At 70.6% G+C, this 15,564-nt stretch carries 15 protein-coding genes; 2 read left to right on the forward strand and 13 right to left on the reverse strand.

The genetic code is table 11. The features are described from left to right. From hisG to fdhD, 4 genes are read right to left on the reverse strand one after another with little or no spacing between them, the layout of a single operon-like run. Positions 1-840, reverse strand: coding sequence for an ATP phosphoribosyltransferase (hisG, locus tag ACHZD8_RS03700; protein ID WP_394768797.1), 840 nt, complete (start codon positions 838-840; stop codon positions 1-3). A 47-nt stretch (positions 841-887) separates the two neighbouring features. Then, entirely contained in the window at positions 888-1,151 is a 264-nt protein-coding gene (locus ACHZD8_RS03705) for a phosphoribosyl-ATP diphosphatase (protein WP_394768798.1), read from the reverse strand. 10 nt (positions 1,152-1,161) lie between these two features. Further along, positions 1,162-3,480, reverse strand: a complete 2,319-nt coding sequence (locus ACHZD8_RS03710; protein WP_394768799.1) for an FdhF/YdeP family oxidoreductase — start codon at positions 3,478-3,480, stop codon at positions 1,162-1,164. Next, on the reverse strand, positions 3,477-4,355 hold the full coding sequence (gene fdhD / locus ACHZD8_RS03715) for a formate dehydrogenase accessory sulfurtransferase FdhD (protein WP_394768801.1): 879 nt from the start codon (positions 4,353-4,355) through the stop codon (positions 3,477-3,479). Before fdhD ends, ACHZD8_RS03710 begins: the two co-directional genes overlap by 4 nt. Before the next feature lie 96 nt (positions 4,356-4,451). On the opposite strand from fdhD, the gene ACHZD8_RS03720 reads away from it, so the two are divergent. Continuing rightward, positions 4,452-5,336 carry an NTP transferase domain-containing protein gene (locus ACHZD8_RS03720; protein WP_394768802.1) on the forward strand — a complete coding sequence of 295 codons (885 nt, stop codon included), beginning with the start codon at positions 4,452-4,454 and terminating at the stop codon, positions 5,334-5,336. After that, entirely contained in the window at positions 5,333-6,505 is a 1,173-nt protein-coding gene (locus ACHZD8_RS03725; protein WP_394768803.1) for a molybdopterin molybdotransferase MoeA, read from the forward strand. Before ACHZD8_RS03720 ends, ACHZD8_RS03725 begins: the two co-directional genes overlap by 4 nt. A gap of 25 nt (positions 6,506-6,530) precedes the next feature. Here the strand turns inward: ACHZD8_RS03725 and ACHZD8_RS03730 are convergent, their stop codons facing one another. The 9 genes from ACHZD8_RS03730 to gmk form a co-directional block, all read right to left on the reverse strand. Beyond that, entirely contained in the window at positions 6,531-6,905 is a 375-nt protein-coding gene (locus ACHZD8_RS03730) for an FKBP-type peptidyl-prolyl cis-trans isomerase (RefSeq protein WP_394768804.1), read from the reverse strand. Between the two features lie 35 nt (positions 6,906-6,940). Continuing rightward, positions 6,941-7,603 carry a ribulose-phosphate 3-epimerase gene (rpe, locus tag ACHZD8_RS03735; RefSeq protein ID WP_394768805.1) on the reverse strand — a complete coding sequence of 221 codons (663 nt, stop codon included), beginning with the start codon at positions 7,601-7,603 and terminating at the stop codon, positions 6,941-6,943. Between the two features lie 9 nt (positions 7,604-7,612). Further along, positions 7,613-9,028, reverse strand: coding sequence for an RsmB/NOP family class I SAM-dependent RNA methyltransferase (locus tag ACHZD8_RS03740; RefSeq protein ID WP_394768806.1), 1,416 nt, complete (start codon positions 9,026-9,028; stop codon positions 7,613-7,615). Beyond that, a complete protein-coding gene (gene fmt, locus ACHZD8_RS03745; protein WP_394768812.1) occupies positions 9,025-9,945 on the reverse strand; it encodes a methionyl-tRNA formyltransferase in 921 nt (306 codons plus the stop codon). The genes ACHZD8_RS03740 and fmt overlap by 4 nt, the downstream gene beginning before the upstream one ends. A 29-nt stretch (positions 9,946-9,974) precedes the next feature. Next, positions 9,975-11,966 carry a primosomal protein N' gene (locus ACHZD8_RS03750; protein WP_394768807.1) on the reverse strand — a complete coding sequence of 664 codons (1,992 nt, stop codon included), beginning with the start codon at positions 11,964-11,966 and terminating at the stop codon, positions 9,975-9,977. Positions 11,967-11,968: 2 nt separating this feature from the next. After that, on the reverse strand, positions 11,969-13,177 hold the full coding sequence (gene metK, locus ACHZD8_RS03755) for a methionine adenosyltransferase (RefSeq protein WP_394768808.1): 1,209 nt from the start codon (positions 13,175-13,177) through the stop codon (positions 11,969-11,971). A 57-nt stretch (positions 13,178-13,234) separates the two neighbouring features. Further along, on the reverse strand, positions 13,235-14,437 hold the full coding sequence (coaBC, locus tag ACHZD8_RS03760; protein WP_394768809.1) for a bifunctional phosphopantothenoylcysteine decarboxylase/phosphopantothenate--cysteine ligase CoaBC: 1,203 nt from the start codon (positions 14,435-14,437) through the stop codon (positions 13,235-13,237). Between the two features lie 37 nt (positions 14,438-14,474). After that, positions 14,475-14,741 (reverse strand): DNA-directed RNA polymerase subunit omega, encoded by a 267-nt coding sequence (rpoZ, locus tag ACHZD8_RS03765; protein WP_394768810.1) that lies wholly within the window; start codon positions 14,739-14,741, stop codon positions 14,475-14,477. 108 nt (positions 14,742-14,849) lie between these two features. Continuing rightward, positions 14,850-15,563 (reverse strand): guanylate kinase, encoded by a 714-nt coding sequence (gmk, locus tag ACHZD8_RS03770; RefSeq protein WP_394768811.1) that lies wholly within the window; start codon positions 15,561-15,563, stop codon positions 14,850-14,852. Position 15,564: the final 1 nt, after the last annotated feature.

Consider the following 15,564-nt stretch of genomic DNA (forward strand, 5'->3'; position numbering starts at 1 on the left):
TCAGATCCGAGCCGCGTGGATGGGGCTGACCAGGATGGCGCGCGCCCCGAGATCGTAGAGCGCGTCCATCACCTGGTTGGTGTCGTGGCGGGGAACCATCACCCGCACGGCGACCCAGTCGCGGTCGCGCAGCGGCGACACCGTCGGCGACTCGAGGCCGGGGGTGACGGCCGAGGCCGCCTCGATCAGGGCGAGCGGGAGGTCGTAGTCCATGAGCACGTACTGTCGGGCGACGAGCACACCCTGCAGTCGCCGGTGCAGCGTGGCGATCCCCGGCAGGTCGTCCCGCGCGCTGATCAGCACCGCCGAGGACTCGAGAATCACCGGGCCGAAGATCTCAAGACCCTGCGCCCGCAGCGTGGAACCGGTGGAGACGACGTCGGCCACGGCATCCGCCACCCCGAGGCGCACGGCGGATTCGACGGCGCCGTCGAGGGAGACGAGGTCCACCGTGACACCCGCCTTCGCGAGGAACCCGCCGACCAGGCCGGGATAGCTCGTGGCGACGCGGTGCCCGGCGAGGTCGTCGAGGGAGCCGAACCGGCCGCTCGGGCCCGCGAAGCGGAAGGTGGACGCACCGAAGTCGAGGCTCGCGATCTCGACGGCGCTCGACCCGGAGTCGAGCAGCAGGTCACGGCCCGTGATGCCCACGTCGAGGGCGCCGGAACCGACGTAGGTGGCGATGTCGCGCGGACGCAGGTAGAAGAACTCCACATCGTTGCGCGGATCGGCCACGTTGAGGGCGCGAGGGTCCCGTCGACCGGCGTAGCCGGCCTCGGAGAGCATTTCGGCCGCGGTCTCGCTCAGGGAGCCCTTGTTGGGCACTGCGACTCGCAACATTTCGATCATTCTCTTCTCAGCTGCTGGGGGTGGATGCGGCGGACGGCTCACAGATGTCGGTAGACATCCGCCGGCGTCAGGCCCTTCGCCACCATGAGCACCTGGAGGTGGTAGATCAGCTGGGAGATCTCCTCGGCCGTCTCGACGTCCGACTGGTATTCGGCGGCCATCCACACCTCGGCGGCCTCCTCCACGATCTTCTTGCCGATCGCGTGCACGCCGGCGTCGAGCTCCGCGACGGTGCCGGAGCCCGCGGGGCGGGACACGGCCTTCTCGCTGAGCTCCAGGAAGAGATCGTCGAACGTTTTCACAGGCACAACGTTACCGGTGGTTGGGCGGCGACCCGTCACCGCTCTGCGGTTCGAGCCGCACGACGACCGCCTTGGAGACGGGGGTGTTGCTGCCGTCGGCCGCGCTGCCAAGCGGGATCAGCACGTTCGCCTCCGGGAAGTAGGCCGCCGCGCAACCCTTCGCCGTCGGGTACGACACCACCCGGTAGCCCCGGAGCACCCGGTCCGGCTCGTCCAGCCACTCGCTGAAGATGTCGACCCGCTGGCCGTCTTCGAGCCCGAGTTCGGCGATGTCCTGCGGATTCACGAACACCACGTCCCGGCCGTTGTGGATTCCGCGATACCGGTCGTTGAGGCTGTAGATCGTGGTGTTGAACTGGTCGTGCGAGCGCAGGGTCTGCAGGATGAGGCGGCCGGCCGGCCGTTCCAGGTGTTCGAGGTGGTTAACCGTGATCATCGCCCGGCCGGTGGCGGTGTCGAAGGTGCGCGAGTCGCGCGGGCCGTTCGGCAGCACGAAGCCGCCCTTCCGCCGCACCTGCGCGTTGAAATTCTCGAAACCGGGCACGACACGGCTGATGTGGTCGCGGATCACGTCGTAGTCGCGCTCCATTCCGGCCCAGTCGACGGGCACGCTGTCGCCGAGCACCGCCGTCGCGAGCCGGGTGATGATCGACACCTCGGAGAGCAGCCCTGGATCGACCGGCGGCACGCTGCCGTGGGTGGCGTGCACCGCGCACACCGTGTCCTCCACCGACAGGAACTGCGGGCCGCTCGCCTGCAGGTCGAAGTCGGTGCGCCCGAGCGTGGGCAGGATCAGCGCCTCCCTGCCCGTCACCACATGCGAACGGTTGAGCTTGGTCGACACCTGAACCGTGAGTTCCGTGCCGCGCATCGCCGCCTCGGCCGCCTCGGTGTCCGAGATGGCGGCGACGAAATTGCCGCCGACGGCGAAGAAGACCTTCACGTCTCCGCGCTGGAGGCCCGCCACGGTCTTGAGCGAGTCCATGCCGTGCTCCCGCGGCGGGGCGAAGCCGAACTCCGCCTCGAGAGCGTCGAGGAAGGGCCGAGGCATCTGCTCCCAGATGCCCATCGTTCGGTCGCCCTGCACGTTGCTGTGACCGCGGATCGGCGACGCCCCGGCCCCGGGCTTTCCGATGTTGCCGCGCAGCAGCAGCAGGTTGATGATCTCCTTGAGCGTATCGACGGCCTTCTTCTGCTGCGTGAGCCCCATCGCCCAGGTGATGATCACCCGGTCGGCCGCCAGGTAGCGCTCGGCCAGCTCGTCGATCTCGGACGCGGCGATCCCGGTCGCGGCGAGCACCGCGTCCTCGTCGAGGTGCGCCAGGTGGGCCCGGAAGTCGTCGAGTCCCTGGGTGTGGCGGTCGAGGAAGTCGTGGTCGAGCACGGTGCCGGGGTTCGCGTCCTCCGCGTCGAGCACGCGCTTCGACACGGCCTGCAGGAGGGCCATGTCGCCACCGGACCGGATCTGCACGAACTGGTCGGCGATCGGGGTGCCCTTGCCGAGCAGTCCGCGCACCCGCTGCGGGTTCTTGTAGCGCAGGAGGCCGGCCTCGGGCAGCGGGTTGACCGCGACGATGCTCGCGCCCGAGCGCTTCGCGTCCTCGAGCGCGGTGAGCATCCTCGGATGATTCGTGCCCGGGTTCTGGCCCATGATGATGATCAGGTCGGTGCGTTCGAAGTCGTCGTAGGCGATCGTCGACTTGCCGATGCCGATAGTCTCGCCGAGAGCCGTGCCTGTCGACTCGTGGCACATGTTCGAGCAGTCGGGCAGGTTGTTCGTGCCGAAGGCGCGGGCGAACAGCTGGTAGACGAACGCCGTCTCGTTGGCGGTGCGGCCGCTCGTGTAGAACGCGGCCTCGTCGGGAGAGGCGAGCCCCTTGAGACGGTCGGCCACGATGCCGATCGCCCGCTCCCAGCTCACCGGCTCGTAGTGATCGGAGCCCGCCGCCTTGTAGACCGGTTCCACGAGCCGGCCCTGCATGCCCAGCCAGTACTCCGACTTGTCGAGCAGGTCGGTGAGGGAGTGCTCCGACCAGAAGCTCGACGGCACGGTGACCGGGGTCGCCTCCCAGGTGACCGCCCGCGCGCCGTTCTCGCAGAATTCCAGCGTCTTGCGCTCATCCGGATCTGGCCAGGCGCAGCTCATGCAGTCGAAGCCGTCCTTCTGGTTGATCGACGTGAGCAGTTTCGCGGTTCGGGTGAGGCCCAGCTGCGCGATCGCGGGCTCCATCGAGTGGTAGATGGCCGGCAGGCCCACCGCCCAGTCCTCCTTCGGCTTCACCGTGAGATCGGGGTAGGAGTTGCCCTCGTTGATCGGCTTCTTCGTCACTTCGCGACCGCCTCTTCCCGAGCGCCGGGTGTTCGCGAGTCGACCCCAGACACGAGCCGGTGCTCGCCCGCATAGACGACCATCGACGGGCCGCGCAGGAAGCCGACAACCGTCATGCCGATCTCGACGGCCAGGTCGACGGCGAGCGACGACGGCGCGGAGACGGCGGCGAGGAACGGGATGCCCGCCATCGAGGCCTTCTGGGTCAGCTCGAAGCTCGCCCGGCCCGAGACCATGAGCACCATGCCGCGCAGCGGGAGCAGACCCTGGGTGAGCGCCCAGCCGACGACCTTGTCGACCGCGTTGTGCCGGCCCACGTCTTCCCGCAGCACGAGCATCTCGCCCGTCGACCCGTCGAAGAGCGCCGCGGCGTGCAGGCCGCCGGTCTTCTCGAACACGTCCTGCCCGGCCCGCAGCCGGTCGGGGAAGACCGCCAGCAGCTCGGCGGCGATGCGCAGGTCGTCGTCGGCGACGTCGTACGCCGACAGCGTGCGCTCCGCGTCGATGCTCGCCTTGCCGCACAGGCCGCAGGAGCTGGTGGTGAAGAAGTTGCGCTCGAGGCTCGGGTCGGGCGCCGGGACGCCGGGGCCGAGAGTCACGTCGAGGACGTTGTAGGTGTTCTCCCCGTCCACCGTCGCCCCCGCGCAGTAACGGGCCGCGGCGAAGTGTTCGGCCCGCGAGACCACGCCCTCCGAGACGAGGAATCCCGCCGCCAGATCGAAGTCGTGCCCCGGGGTGCGCATCGTGATGGCGAGGGCCCTGCCTCCCACCCGGATCTCGAGCGGTTCCTCGACGGCGAGCACGTCTTCGCGCCTCACCGCCCCTCCGCCGACCGTGATCCGAGTTACCCTGCGCCGCACCGTGATTCTGCCCATGGTCCATGCCTAGCATCGCCGGGCCTCGGACGCACCACTGCCGCACCCTATTCATGGCAGATTCTGCGGCTGGCGCTCGGTCCTAGAGTTGTCGGCATGAACTTCGACGCCATCGTGCTCGCCGGGGGCCGGTCCTCCCGGCTCGGCGGTGAGCCGAAGGCCACGCTGCGGATCGGCGACCGCACGCTGCTCTCGATCACGCTGGATGCCGCGGCGGCGGCGCGGGCCCGACGAACGGTCGTGGTGGGCGATCCGGCCCTGCCGGCGCCGCCCGGGACGCTCGTAGTACGGGAGTCGCCGGCCTTCGCCGGGCCCGCGGCCGCGATCGCGGCCGGGCTGACGGCGCTGGGGGACGGTCTCTCCGACTACCTGCTCGTGCTCGCCTGCGACATGCCAGCGATCGCGGGGGCCGTGCCACCGCTGCTCGAGCGGGCCGCGAACTCGGTCGACGGGGCCATCGCGGTCGACGAAGCAGGAAGCCCGCAGTACCTGGCCGCGATCTACCGCACGGCGTCGCTCACCGCGGCCGTGCGCTCGAACGCCTCCCGACTCGAGAACCTCTCGGTGCGCGCGCTGCTCACCGGGCTCGACCTGGCCCGCACGACGGTGCCGCCGGGCTCGACGAGCGACGTTGACACCTGGTCGGATGCCGCCCGCTTGGGCATCGACGCCGCCTCATCACCCAAGGAGACCCCCATGCCCGCACAGGACGACGACCAGAAGATGGCGGCACTCGCCCGGTGGAGCGAGCGGCTGAGCACGGAACTCGGCGTTGACGGGATCGACGTGGATGTGGACGCCGTTCTCGCCCTCGCCGGCACCGTCGCGCACGAGGTCATGCGGCCGGCGGCGCCCCTCAGCACCTACATCGTCGGCTACGCGGCCGGCCTGGCCGCTGCCGACGGTTCCCTCGCGCCACGCGCGGCCTTCGAGCGCGCGGCCGCGGCCGCGGCCGCCCTCGCCCGGTCGGGCGAGCTGTGAGCGCTGGCCCCGGCGGCGGGGGCGTGCAGTGGCACACCGCCCGCGCGCTCGCCTCGTCGGCGGCGGCAAGGCTTCCCGCCGAGACCGTGCCGCTCGACGAGGCCATCGGCCGGGTGCTGGCCGCCGACGTGCTCGCACTGTGCGACCTGCCGCACTACGCCTCGTCGGCCATGGACGGCTGGGCGGTGCGTGGCGACGGCCCGTGGGCCATCACCACGGGCGCCCTCTCCCCCGGCACGGCCTCGGTGGTGCAGACCGGCGGCGTCATTCCGCACGGTGCGGATGCCGTGTTGCGCAGCGAGAGCGGGAGCGTGCGCGTGCGGGGTGGCCGGTCGGTTCTCTCATCCACCACCGACGAGCCTCGCCACGCCCAGCACATCCGCACCGCGGGCGACGAGGCGCGTCTCTCCGATCTGCTGATCGCCGCCGGCACGCCCATCAACCCGGCGCACGTCGCGGTCGCGGCGGCGGGCGGCCACGACGAGCTGGGGGTGATCTGCCGGCCGCGGGTCGCGCTGATCTTCACCGGCGACGAGATTGTGGAGTCCGGCATCCCCGGTCCCGGCCGGGTGCGAGACAGCTTCGGTCCCCAGCTTCCGGCGGTGGTCGGCATGCTCGGCGGAGCCGTCGTCTCGGCGTCTCGCGTTCGCGACGATCTGGCGGCGACCATCGCGGCGCTCGGTGGCGGTACGAGCGACTCCGACCTGGTCATCACGACGGGAGGCACGGGGGACTCGTCCGTCGACCACATCCACGCCGCTCTCCGGTCGATCGGCGCGGAGGTGCTGGTCCCCCGAGTGGCCATGCGCCCGGGCGGCCCCAGCCTGCTCGCACGGCTGCCGGACGGTCGCCTCCTGGTCGGCCTGCCCGGCAATCCGCTCGCCGCGATGATGGGCCTCGTGACCCTCGTCGAGCCAGTGATCGCGGCACTCGGCGGCAGGCCGGAGCCCGTGCTCGGCACCGTGGCCACCGCCGAGCCCCTGCCAGGACGGGCCGGCTCGAGCGTCCTCGTGCCCTATCGCCTTCTGGACGGTCGCGCGGTCGCCAACCCGTGGCTCGGTTCGGGCATGATGCGCGGACTCGCGGAGGCCGCCGGAGTTCTCATCGTGCCGCCCTCCGGCGTTCCGGCCGGCGGGACGGCAGAGACCGTCGCCCTGCCCTGGGGCTGAGCGCCGACGCGGTCGATGTCACGGGTCAGCGCACTCCGAGCAGATCGATGATGAAGATGAGCGTGCGGCCGGAGAGCCGGTGCCCGCCACCCGCCTCACCGTAGGCCAGGTGCGGCGGCACGACCAGCTGGCGGCGACCGCCGACGTTCATGCCGGGGATTCCCACCTGCCAGCCGGCGATGAGCGAGGCGAGCGGGAAGTCGACGGACTGTCCGCGGTTCCACGAGGAGTCGAACTCCTCGCCCGTCTCCAGGTCGACGCCCAGGTAGTGCACGTCCACGGTGTCGCCGGGCTTGGCCTCGGCCCCGGTGCCGATCTCGATGTCGCTGATGACGAGCTCGACGGGGGCATCCCCCTCGTAGAACTCGATTTCGGGCTTGGTCTTGTTGGACTCAGTCATGGGTCAATTCAAGCAGAGTCGGCACGTTCGCAGGTTCAGTGCGCGTGAGCGGATGCGGCCGCCCGGAGCGCCGCGATCTGCACCGCCGCGTCGCCGCCGTTGAACACGCTTGACCCGGCGACGAAGGTGTCGGCCCCGGCCTCCGCGGCCGTCACGATGGTCTCCTCATTGATGCCGCCGTCGACCTGGAGCCAGATGTCCAGGCCCTGCCGGGTCACCGCCTCGCGCAGCAGGCCGAGCTTGGGCATCGTCGACCGGATGAAGCTCTGGCCGCCGAAGCCCGGCTCGACCGTCATCACGAGCACCTGGTCGAACTCGGGCAGCAGGTCCAGATACGGCTCGATCCGCGTGCCCGGCTTCACCGCGAGGCCGGCGCGGGCGCCGATGTCCCTCAGCCGCCTGGCGAGGTCGACGGCATCCGTGGCCGCCTCGGCGTGGAAGGTCACCGAGTACGCCCCGGCCTCCGCGTACCCGGGTGCCCAGCGGTCGGGATCGTCGATCATCAGGTGCACGTCGAGCGGCAGGGGCGTCACCCGCTGCAGCGACTCGACCATCCGCTGCCCGAAGGTGAGGTTGGGCACGAAGTGGTTGTCCATCACGTCCACGTGCACGAGATCGGCGGTCGCGATGCGACCGAGCTCACGCTCGAGGTTCGCGAAATCGGCCGTCAGGATGCTCGGGTTGATACGCACGGTCATGAGTCGAGCCTAGAGGGAACGCTGCATCAGGCTGATGAACATGGCGTCCGTGCCGTGCCGGTGCGGCCAGAGCTGCACGTTCAGCCCGGTCTCCCCCAGGTCCAGCGGACGCTTCGTCACGCCCTCGAGCACGGCCGGGGTGTCGAGTCTGACGATCCCCTCCGTCTTCGCCAGCACCGTGTCCACGACGACCCTGGTCTCGGCGAGATGCGGCGAGCAGGTGACGTAGGCGAGGATGCCGCCCGGCGCGAGCGCCCGGAGGCCGGACTCCAGCAGCTCGGCCTGCAGCACGGCGAGCTCCGCGACGTCCTTCGGCTGCTTGCGCCAGCGCGCCTCCGGCCGGCGCCGCAGCGCCCCGAGGCCCGTGCACGGCGCGTCGATCAGGATGCGGTCGAACTGCCCGGGGAACCGCGCGCCGACGGTCCTGCCGTCGAACTCGAGCACCTGGGGCGGGTCGGCGAACACCGAGAGCGCCTTGCGCACGAGTTCGGCTCTCGCCGGAGTCACCTCGTTGGCGACGAGAGTCGCTCCGCCCTCGAGCGCCTCCGCGGCCAGCAGGGCCGCCTTGCCGCCGGGGCCGGCGCAGAGGTCGAGCCAGCGTTCCCCCCGCACGATCGGACGAGCCCGGCTGAGCGCGAGCGCCGCGAGTTGGGAGCCCTCGTCCTGAACCCGCGCCCGACCCTCGTCGACAGCAGGCCACAGCCCGGGGTCCCCGCCGTCGCTCACCGCGGCGAGCGGGGAGTACTTGGCCTTCTGTGCGCCCCGGATCTCGGAGATCGTGGCGAGGCCGGGAAGGGCCACCAGGCTCACCCGCGGGGCGAAGTTGTCGGCGATGAGCAGGTCCTCGAGCTCGTCGACCCTGCCCTCGGCGGCCAGGGCGCGCCGGAAGGCCCGAACAACCCAGACCGGATGCGAATGCTCGAGCGACAGTCGCTCGTCGTCGCTGCGGGGGCTCGCCATCACTCGGGTGCGCCACTCGTCCGGGGTGCTCCGTGAGATGGTGCGCAGCACCCCGTTGACGAAGCCGGCGGCCGAGCGCGTTCCGACCTCGTGGGCGAGGGACACCGACTCGTCCACGGCGGCGTGCTGGGCCACCCGCATCGACAGCAGCTGGTGGGCTCCGAGCCGCAACACGTCGAGAATTGGCGAGTCGATCTCCTCGGTCGGGCGATTGGCGGCGAGCCGGATCACGGCGTCGTAGTAGCCCTGCTGACGCAGGGTGCCGTAGGTCAGTTCCGTCGCGAGCGCCGCATCCTGCTGGCCGAGACGCGCGCGCTCGAGCTTCACCGGCAGCAGGAGGTTGGCGTAGGCATCCGACTCCCGCACGGCCATGATCACCTCGATCGCCACCCGGCGCGCGGGTTGCACCCGGCCGGCCGGGGCGGGCCGGGAGTCTCGGCGTCGTTCGCCGCGCACGCCGCTCACTGGGCGACCAACGAGGATCCGGCCGCGCGCCCGCGCCACCAGTCGGCGGCGCGCATCGCCTTCTTGCCCGCCGGTTGCACCGAGAGCAGTTCGAGCGGCTCGCTGCCGGTGCCCGCGAGCAGGCGCTTGCCCGACAGCGCGAGGTGCCCCGGCGAGAGGCGCGGTTCGTCCCGGGCGATCTGGCTGTCGAGCACCTTGAGTCTCAGGCCGTCGAGGGTCGTGAAGGCTCCGGGCTCCGGGGTGACTCCGCGGATCGTGTTCAACACGGTGGTCGCGGGCTCTGTCCAGTCGATGCGGCCGTCCTCCAGGTCGAGTTTGGGTGCGAGGGTCACGTCGCCCTGCTGGCGAACAGCACGCGCCGTGCCGTCGGCCAGCGCGTCGACGACGCGGACCAGCAGCTCGGCGCCGGAGACGGCGAGCGAGTCGAGCAGGTGGCCGGCGGTCTCGTGCGCGCCGACCGGTTGGGTGAGGTGGCCGAAGACGTCCCCGGCGTCGAGCTCCGGCACGAGCTGGAATACGGATGCCCCGGTCAGGTCGTCGCCCGCCATGATCGCCCGCTGCACGGGGGCGGCGCCGCGCCAGCGGGGCAGGAGCGAGAAGTGCAGGTTGATCCAGCCGAGCCGCGGCAGGGAGAGCAGGGGCTCGCGCACGAGGCCCCCGTAGGCCACGATCACTCCGAGGTCTGGCCGCAGCGCGGTGATCGCCTCGGTGGCGGCCCCCGCGAGACGATTGGCCTTGATCAGCGGATAGCCGAGTTCTTCCGCCGCCGCCGCGACCGGGGTCGGCGTGAGCTCACCGCGTCTGCCCTGCGGCGAATCCTCCCTGGTGACGACCGCCAGCAGCTCGTGCCGGCTCGCCGCGATCGCCTGCAGGCTGGGCACGGCGGCCGCCGGGCTGCCGGCGAAGACCAGCTCCAGATCACTCATTCGTCAGCTCGTTCCGGTAGTCAGCCGAGAACCTGCTCGGTGTTGTCGAACGACAGTGCGTCGTCGAAGCGGACTTTAAGTGTAGGCAGTGGTGCGCGCCCCGCCGCCCCACCCGCGCGCTTTCGCCGATTGGTTGCGTTGCGGATGACCTCGGCGCGCAGGGCGGATGCCACGGGCGCGCCCTCCCCGTAGTCGAACCGCACGATGGCCCGTACGCCGCCCGCCGCAAGTTCCACCGGGCCGAGCACGTCGACCCGCTCGATGCCCGCGATGGACTCGACGGCCCGCTGCACGTCGTCCTCCCCGCCGCTCACCGTCGCCACGCGCACGGCCGGAGGGAACCGCAGCCGGCGGCGGTCGGCCAACTCCGACCGGGCGTAGTCCGAGCGCCGCCAGGTGGCGAGGGCGGAGGCGAGCGCTCCCCCGACGCCGACCAGCACGCTCGTGGCGCCAGGGGCGGCGAGGGCCACGGCGTTGCACCACCAGCGCAGGCAGTCTTCGCCCACCCGCAGGCTCTCCCTGGCGATCATCCGCTCCCCGTCGAGCAGCAGTACGGCCCGGTAGCCGCCGGCCGCGACCGGCTCGGCACCCCGGGTGGCGATCACCAGCGCGGGCTCTGACCCCACGGTGAGGATGGGCCGCTCCCCGTCGGCGATGATCACGCGCACGCCGGGGAACGCGCGGCCCAGGTCCTCGGCGGTGCGACCGGCGCCCTGGCCGACGAGACGGAGCTTGGTGCCCTCGCAGTTGCCGCAGGCCCAGGCCGCGGCGATCGCCCCGCACCAGCCGCAGGAGGGCACTGCACGGGCGCTGCGGAGCCCGAGCGGGCCGTCGCACTTGGCGCAGCGGGCGGTCTGGCCGCAGGTGCCGCAGGACAGCCGGGGGGCGTAGCCGGGACGAGCCACCTGCACGAGAACCGGGCCGTGTTCGAGGGCGGCCCGCGCCTCCCGCCACGCGCTCGAGGGGATGCGGGCCTGGGCGGCGAGCCTGTCCTGCCCCGCCTGCTGGGACGTCGGGATCACCCGCGGCTGGTACGAGCGCTCCGGCCCGACCTCGCCGAGCCAGCCGAGCTCCACCAGCCGCTCCACCTCGGTGCTCCTGGCGTGGCCGAAGAAGATCAGCGCGCTGCCCTGCTGCTCCTGGCGCACGAGCGCGGCATCCCTGGCGTGCACGTACGGGCTGAGCGGTTCGACGTGCAGCGGGTCGCCGTCGTCCCAGATCGCGATCAGGCCGAGCCTCGATGCCGGGGCGTAGACGACGGAACGGTTGCCGACGATGGCCAGCGGGGTCTCACCGAGGCAGGCGAGCACCGCCCGGTACCGGTCGGGGTTCGACTGCCGCGCGTCGAGGTGAACCACCCGCTCGGGCGGCAGCACGGCCTCGAGCGCCGCCACGAGTTGCTCCTGGTCGCGGTAGTCGGGAACGCACAGGATGGCCGAGCCGCCCCGCGCGAGCGCGAGCGTCGCGGCGGCCGCCATCTCGGTGGCCCAGTGGCCGACCCAGCGGCCGCCGGGGACCTCCACCACGACCGGCACCGAATCGACGGTGAGCCGCTCGCCCCCGGCGAGGGCCGACTCGAACCGGGCGGTGTCGAAGCCCGGCACGGCGACAGTGTGCACCGGCTCCGCCGGCTCGGCCGATTCACCCGCCAGCCAGGCCTTCTCCACGCGCACCTGGCGCTTGGGAACCGCCAGACGCACGATGTCGCTCGCGTTGCCGGCCGCGCGATCCGCGAGTCTTCGCGCGAGGGACCAGACCTCCGGGGTGAGGATGCGCACCGGGGATACCACGGAGTCGAGGTCGCTCAGCACGCCGGTGTAGCCGCCGGCATCCCCCACCTCCACGATCATGCCGTCGGCCACGCGCCCCGCCGAGCGCAGCGGCACCTTCACCCGCACCCCAGGCACCGCCTGGGCGATGAGCTCCGGCGGAATGTTGTAGTCGAAGAGACGGTCGAGCTGCGGCAGAGGCGAATCGATGAGCACCCGGGCGACTCGCGCCGAGGCGGACACGGCTAAAGCCCGGCAGCGCTGCGCAGGTCGTCCACGCGGTCGAGCCGTTCCCAGGTGAATTCGGGCAGTTCGCGCCCGAAGTGGCCGTAGGTGGCGGTGGCGGCGTAGATGGGGCGCAGCAGGTCGAGGTCGCGGATGATCGCCGCTGGGCGCAGGTCGAACACCTGGCGGATCGCCTCGATGATGGACGCCTCGTCGACATGTGCGGTGCCGAAGGACTCGACGTACAGGCCCACCGGGGCGGCCTTGCCGATCGCGTAGGCGACCTGCACCTCGAGGCGGTCGGCGAGCCCGGCCGCGACCACGTTCTTGGCGACCCAGCGCATGGCATAGGCGGCCGAGCGGTCGACCTTGGACGGGTCCTTGCCGCTGAAGGCCCCACCGCCGTGACGGCTGGCCCCGCCGTAGGTGTCCACGATGATCTTGCGGCCGGTGAGCCCCGCGTCGCCCTGCGGGCCGCCGATCTCGAACCGGCCGGTGGGGTTGATGAGCACGCGCGGGTCGACGCTGTCGAGCTCGATGCGGTCGAGCACCGGGCGGATCACCAGCTCCTCGATCTCGGCGCGGAGCGTCTGGGTGCTCACGAGCGGCGAGTGCTGGGTCGACAGCACCACGGTCTCGACGGTGCGCGGAACGATTCCGTCGTAGCCGATCGTCACCTGAGTCTTGCCGTCGGGCCGGAGGTAGTCCACGACCCCGGTCTTGCGCACCTCGGCGAGCCGTTCGGCCATGCGGTGGGCGAGCCAGATCGGCACCGGCATGTACTCCGGGGTCTCGGTCGTGGCGTAGCCGAACATGATGCCCTGGTCGCCGGCGCCCTGCCGGTCGAGGTCGTCTCCGCTCGCCTCCTCGCGGCTCTCGAAGGCGTCGTCGACGCCCTGCGCGATGTCCGGGGACTGGCCGCCGATGGAGACGGAGACGCCGCAGGAGCGACCGTCGAACCAGACATCGGAAGAGGTGTAGCCGATGTTCCAGATGCGGTCACGCACGATGGTGGGAATGTCGACGTAGCCCGAGGTGGTGACCTCGCCCGCGACGTGCACCAGGCCGGTCGTGACCAGGGTCTCCACGGCGACGCGACTGTGCGGGTCCACCGTGAGCAGGGCATCCAGGATGCTGTCCGAGATCTGGTCGCAGATCTTGTCGGGGTGGCCCTCGGTCACCGACTCCGACGTGAAGAGACGTAGGGGTGCGTGCGCTGATGCGGTCATGTCTGCCTCGCTAGGAATGTGTCTCGTGTCATGCGGCAGGGCGGACGGCTGAGTCGATCAAGCCCCGGGACGCGCCAGAACGTCGAGAATACGACCAGCCACCGACGCCTTGCTGCCTGAAGCCTCAATCACTATATCGCCGCGCCTGTCGAGCACGATGACCGTGTTGCCTTCCGTGGCGAAGCCCTCGTTCCAGCCCACCCTGTTGACGACAAGAAAGTCGCTGCCCTTGCGCGCCACCTTCGCCCGGCCCAGCTCGAGCAGTCGGTCACGGTCGGTCTCGGTCTCCGCGGCGAAGCCCACCACCACCTGCCCCGGGCGACGGTTCTCGCCGAGGGTGGCCAGGATGTCCGGGTTGCGCACGAGCTCGAGCGTGAGTCGATCGCCCTGCTCGTCCTTCTTGATCTTCGACTCGGCGACCCGCTCCGGGCGGTAGTCGGCGACGGCGGCCGCCATGATGATCACGTCGGCGTCACGCGCCGCGAGCTCCACGGCGTCCGCCAGCTCGAGCGTGGACACGACGTGCAGCACGTGGATGGAGGCCGGGGCGTCGATCTCGAGGTTCGCCCCGATGAGAGTGACCACGGCCCCGCGGGCGGCGGCCGCGATCGCGATGGCGGCTCCCTGCCTCCCGCTCGAGCGGTTGCCCAGGTAGCGCACCGGGTCGAGGGCCTCCCGCGTGCCGCCGGCGGTGACCACGATGCGCCGTCCGGCGAGATCCTTGGGCACGAGCACGGCGAGGGCGGCGGCGGCGATGTCGTCCGGTTCGACCATGCGGCCCGGCCCGGAGTCGGCGCCGGTGAGCTGTCCGACGCCCGGTCCCACGATCGTCACGCCGCGGGATCGCAGGGTGGCCACGTTCGCGACCGTCGCCGGGTTCTGCCACATCTCGGTGTGCATCGCCGGGGCGAGCACGATCGGCGCGCGGCTGGCGAGAATGGTGTTGCCGAGAAGGTCGTCGGCGAGGCCCGCGGCGAGCTTCGCGATGGTGTTCGCGGTTGCCGGAGCGACCACGATGAGGTCGGCGGCCTGCCCGATCGCCACGTGCCGCACCTCGGCGACGCCCTCGTAGAGGTCGGTGTGCACAGGATTACGGCTGATGGCCTCGAGAGTGGGCTTGCCCACGAACCGCAACGCGGCATCCGTCGCCACCACGTGCACGTCGTGTCCGGCGAGCACGAGGGCTCGAATCACGCCCACGGCCTTGTACGCAGCGATGCCGCCGGTTATTCCGACGACGATGTTCAACCGGCCACTCATGCGAGGAGCGTACTCACGTGAGAAGCACCGAGGGAAGCTACTCGGCCGGCTCGGCGAGGGCCTTCACGACGAGCTTGTCCTCGTTGATCTCGTGCATCGCCACCGAGAGCGGCTTGTCGTCGATCGTCGAGTCGACGAGGGGTCCGACGTTGTCGAAGAGGCTTCCCTCGTGGAGGTCGGCATAGTAGTCGTTGATCTGGCGCGCGCGCTTTGACGCAAAAATCACCAGTGCGTACTTCGAGTCGACCTTTGACAGCAACTCGTCGATGGGTGGGTCAATTATTCCGGTCTGCTTGTCAGCCATGAACGTTTCCTTTGAGTTGAGACGGTGAATTGGGGGGCCACGCCACGGTGCATTGGGCAGTCTGGACGGGGCTTCGGTGGATCGTGAGTCGGTGCGCCTGACCAGCGGCTACGGCCGGTGCGAAGGCAGTGCCGTCAATTCTACGACTTCTCGCGCGGCGGCGGCGACTTCGGTATTGACGACACGATAATCGAACTCATCCTGAGCAGCGAGTTCGACTCGCGCGGTCTCGAGTCTTCGAGCCTGATCTGCCGGATCTTCCGTACCGCGACCGGTCAGCCGTCGAACCAGTTCCTCCCAGCTTGGCGGCAAGAGAAACACGAGGATTGCGCTCGGAAGCTCGCCTTTAACGGTGCGGGCGCCCTGCAGATCAATCTCAAGTAACACGTTTTTCCCGGCCTCGAGGGCGGCGTCGATCGGCGGCCGCGGAGTTCCGTAGCGAAACGAATTGTGAACGACCGCCCACTCGAGCAACTCCCGCGTCTCGATCATCCGATCGAACTCGTCGTCGCGCACGAAGTAGTAGTGCACGCCATCGATTTCGCCGGGCCGCGGCGGTCGAGTCGTTGCGGAGACGCTCAGATAGATCTCGGCATAGTTCTCCCGAATGCAGGCAGAGACAGATCCCTTGCCGACCGCCGTCGGGCCGGCCATGACGACGAGTCGACCGGGAGCAACTCCACCCTCCCGATTGAGCAGGTAGTTCCACAGCTCGGAGCGCTGTCGGCTCCCGAGACCCGCGGTCCGCTTCGACTCCGCAATACCGAGCCGCGCCATGACCTTTGCGACCCGTAACGGGCCCAGCGTCGGAACACTGGTCAGC

Origin of the sequence: Lacisediminihabitans sp., assembly GCF_043726815.1 — a bacterium.
Classification (GTDB): Bacteria; Actinomycetota; Actinomycetes; order Actinomycetales; family Microbacteriaceae; genus Lacisediminihabitans.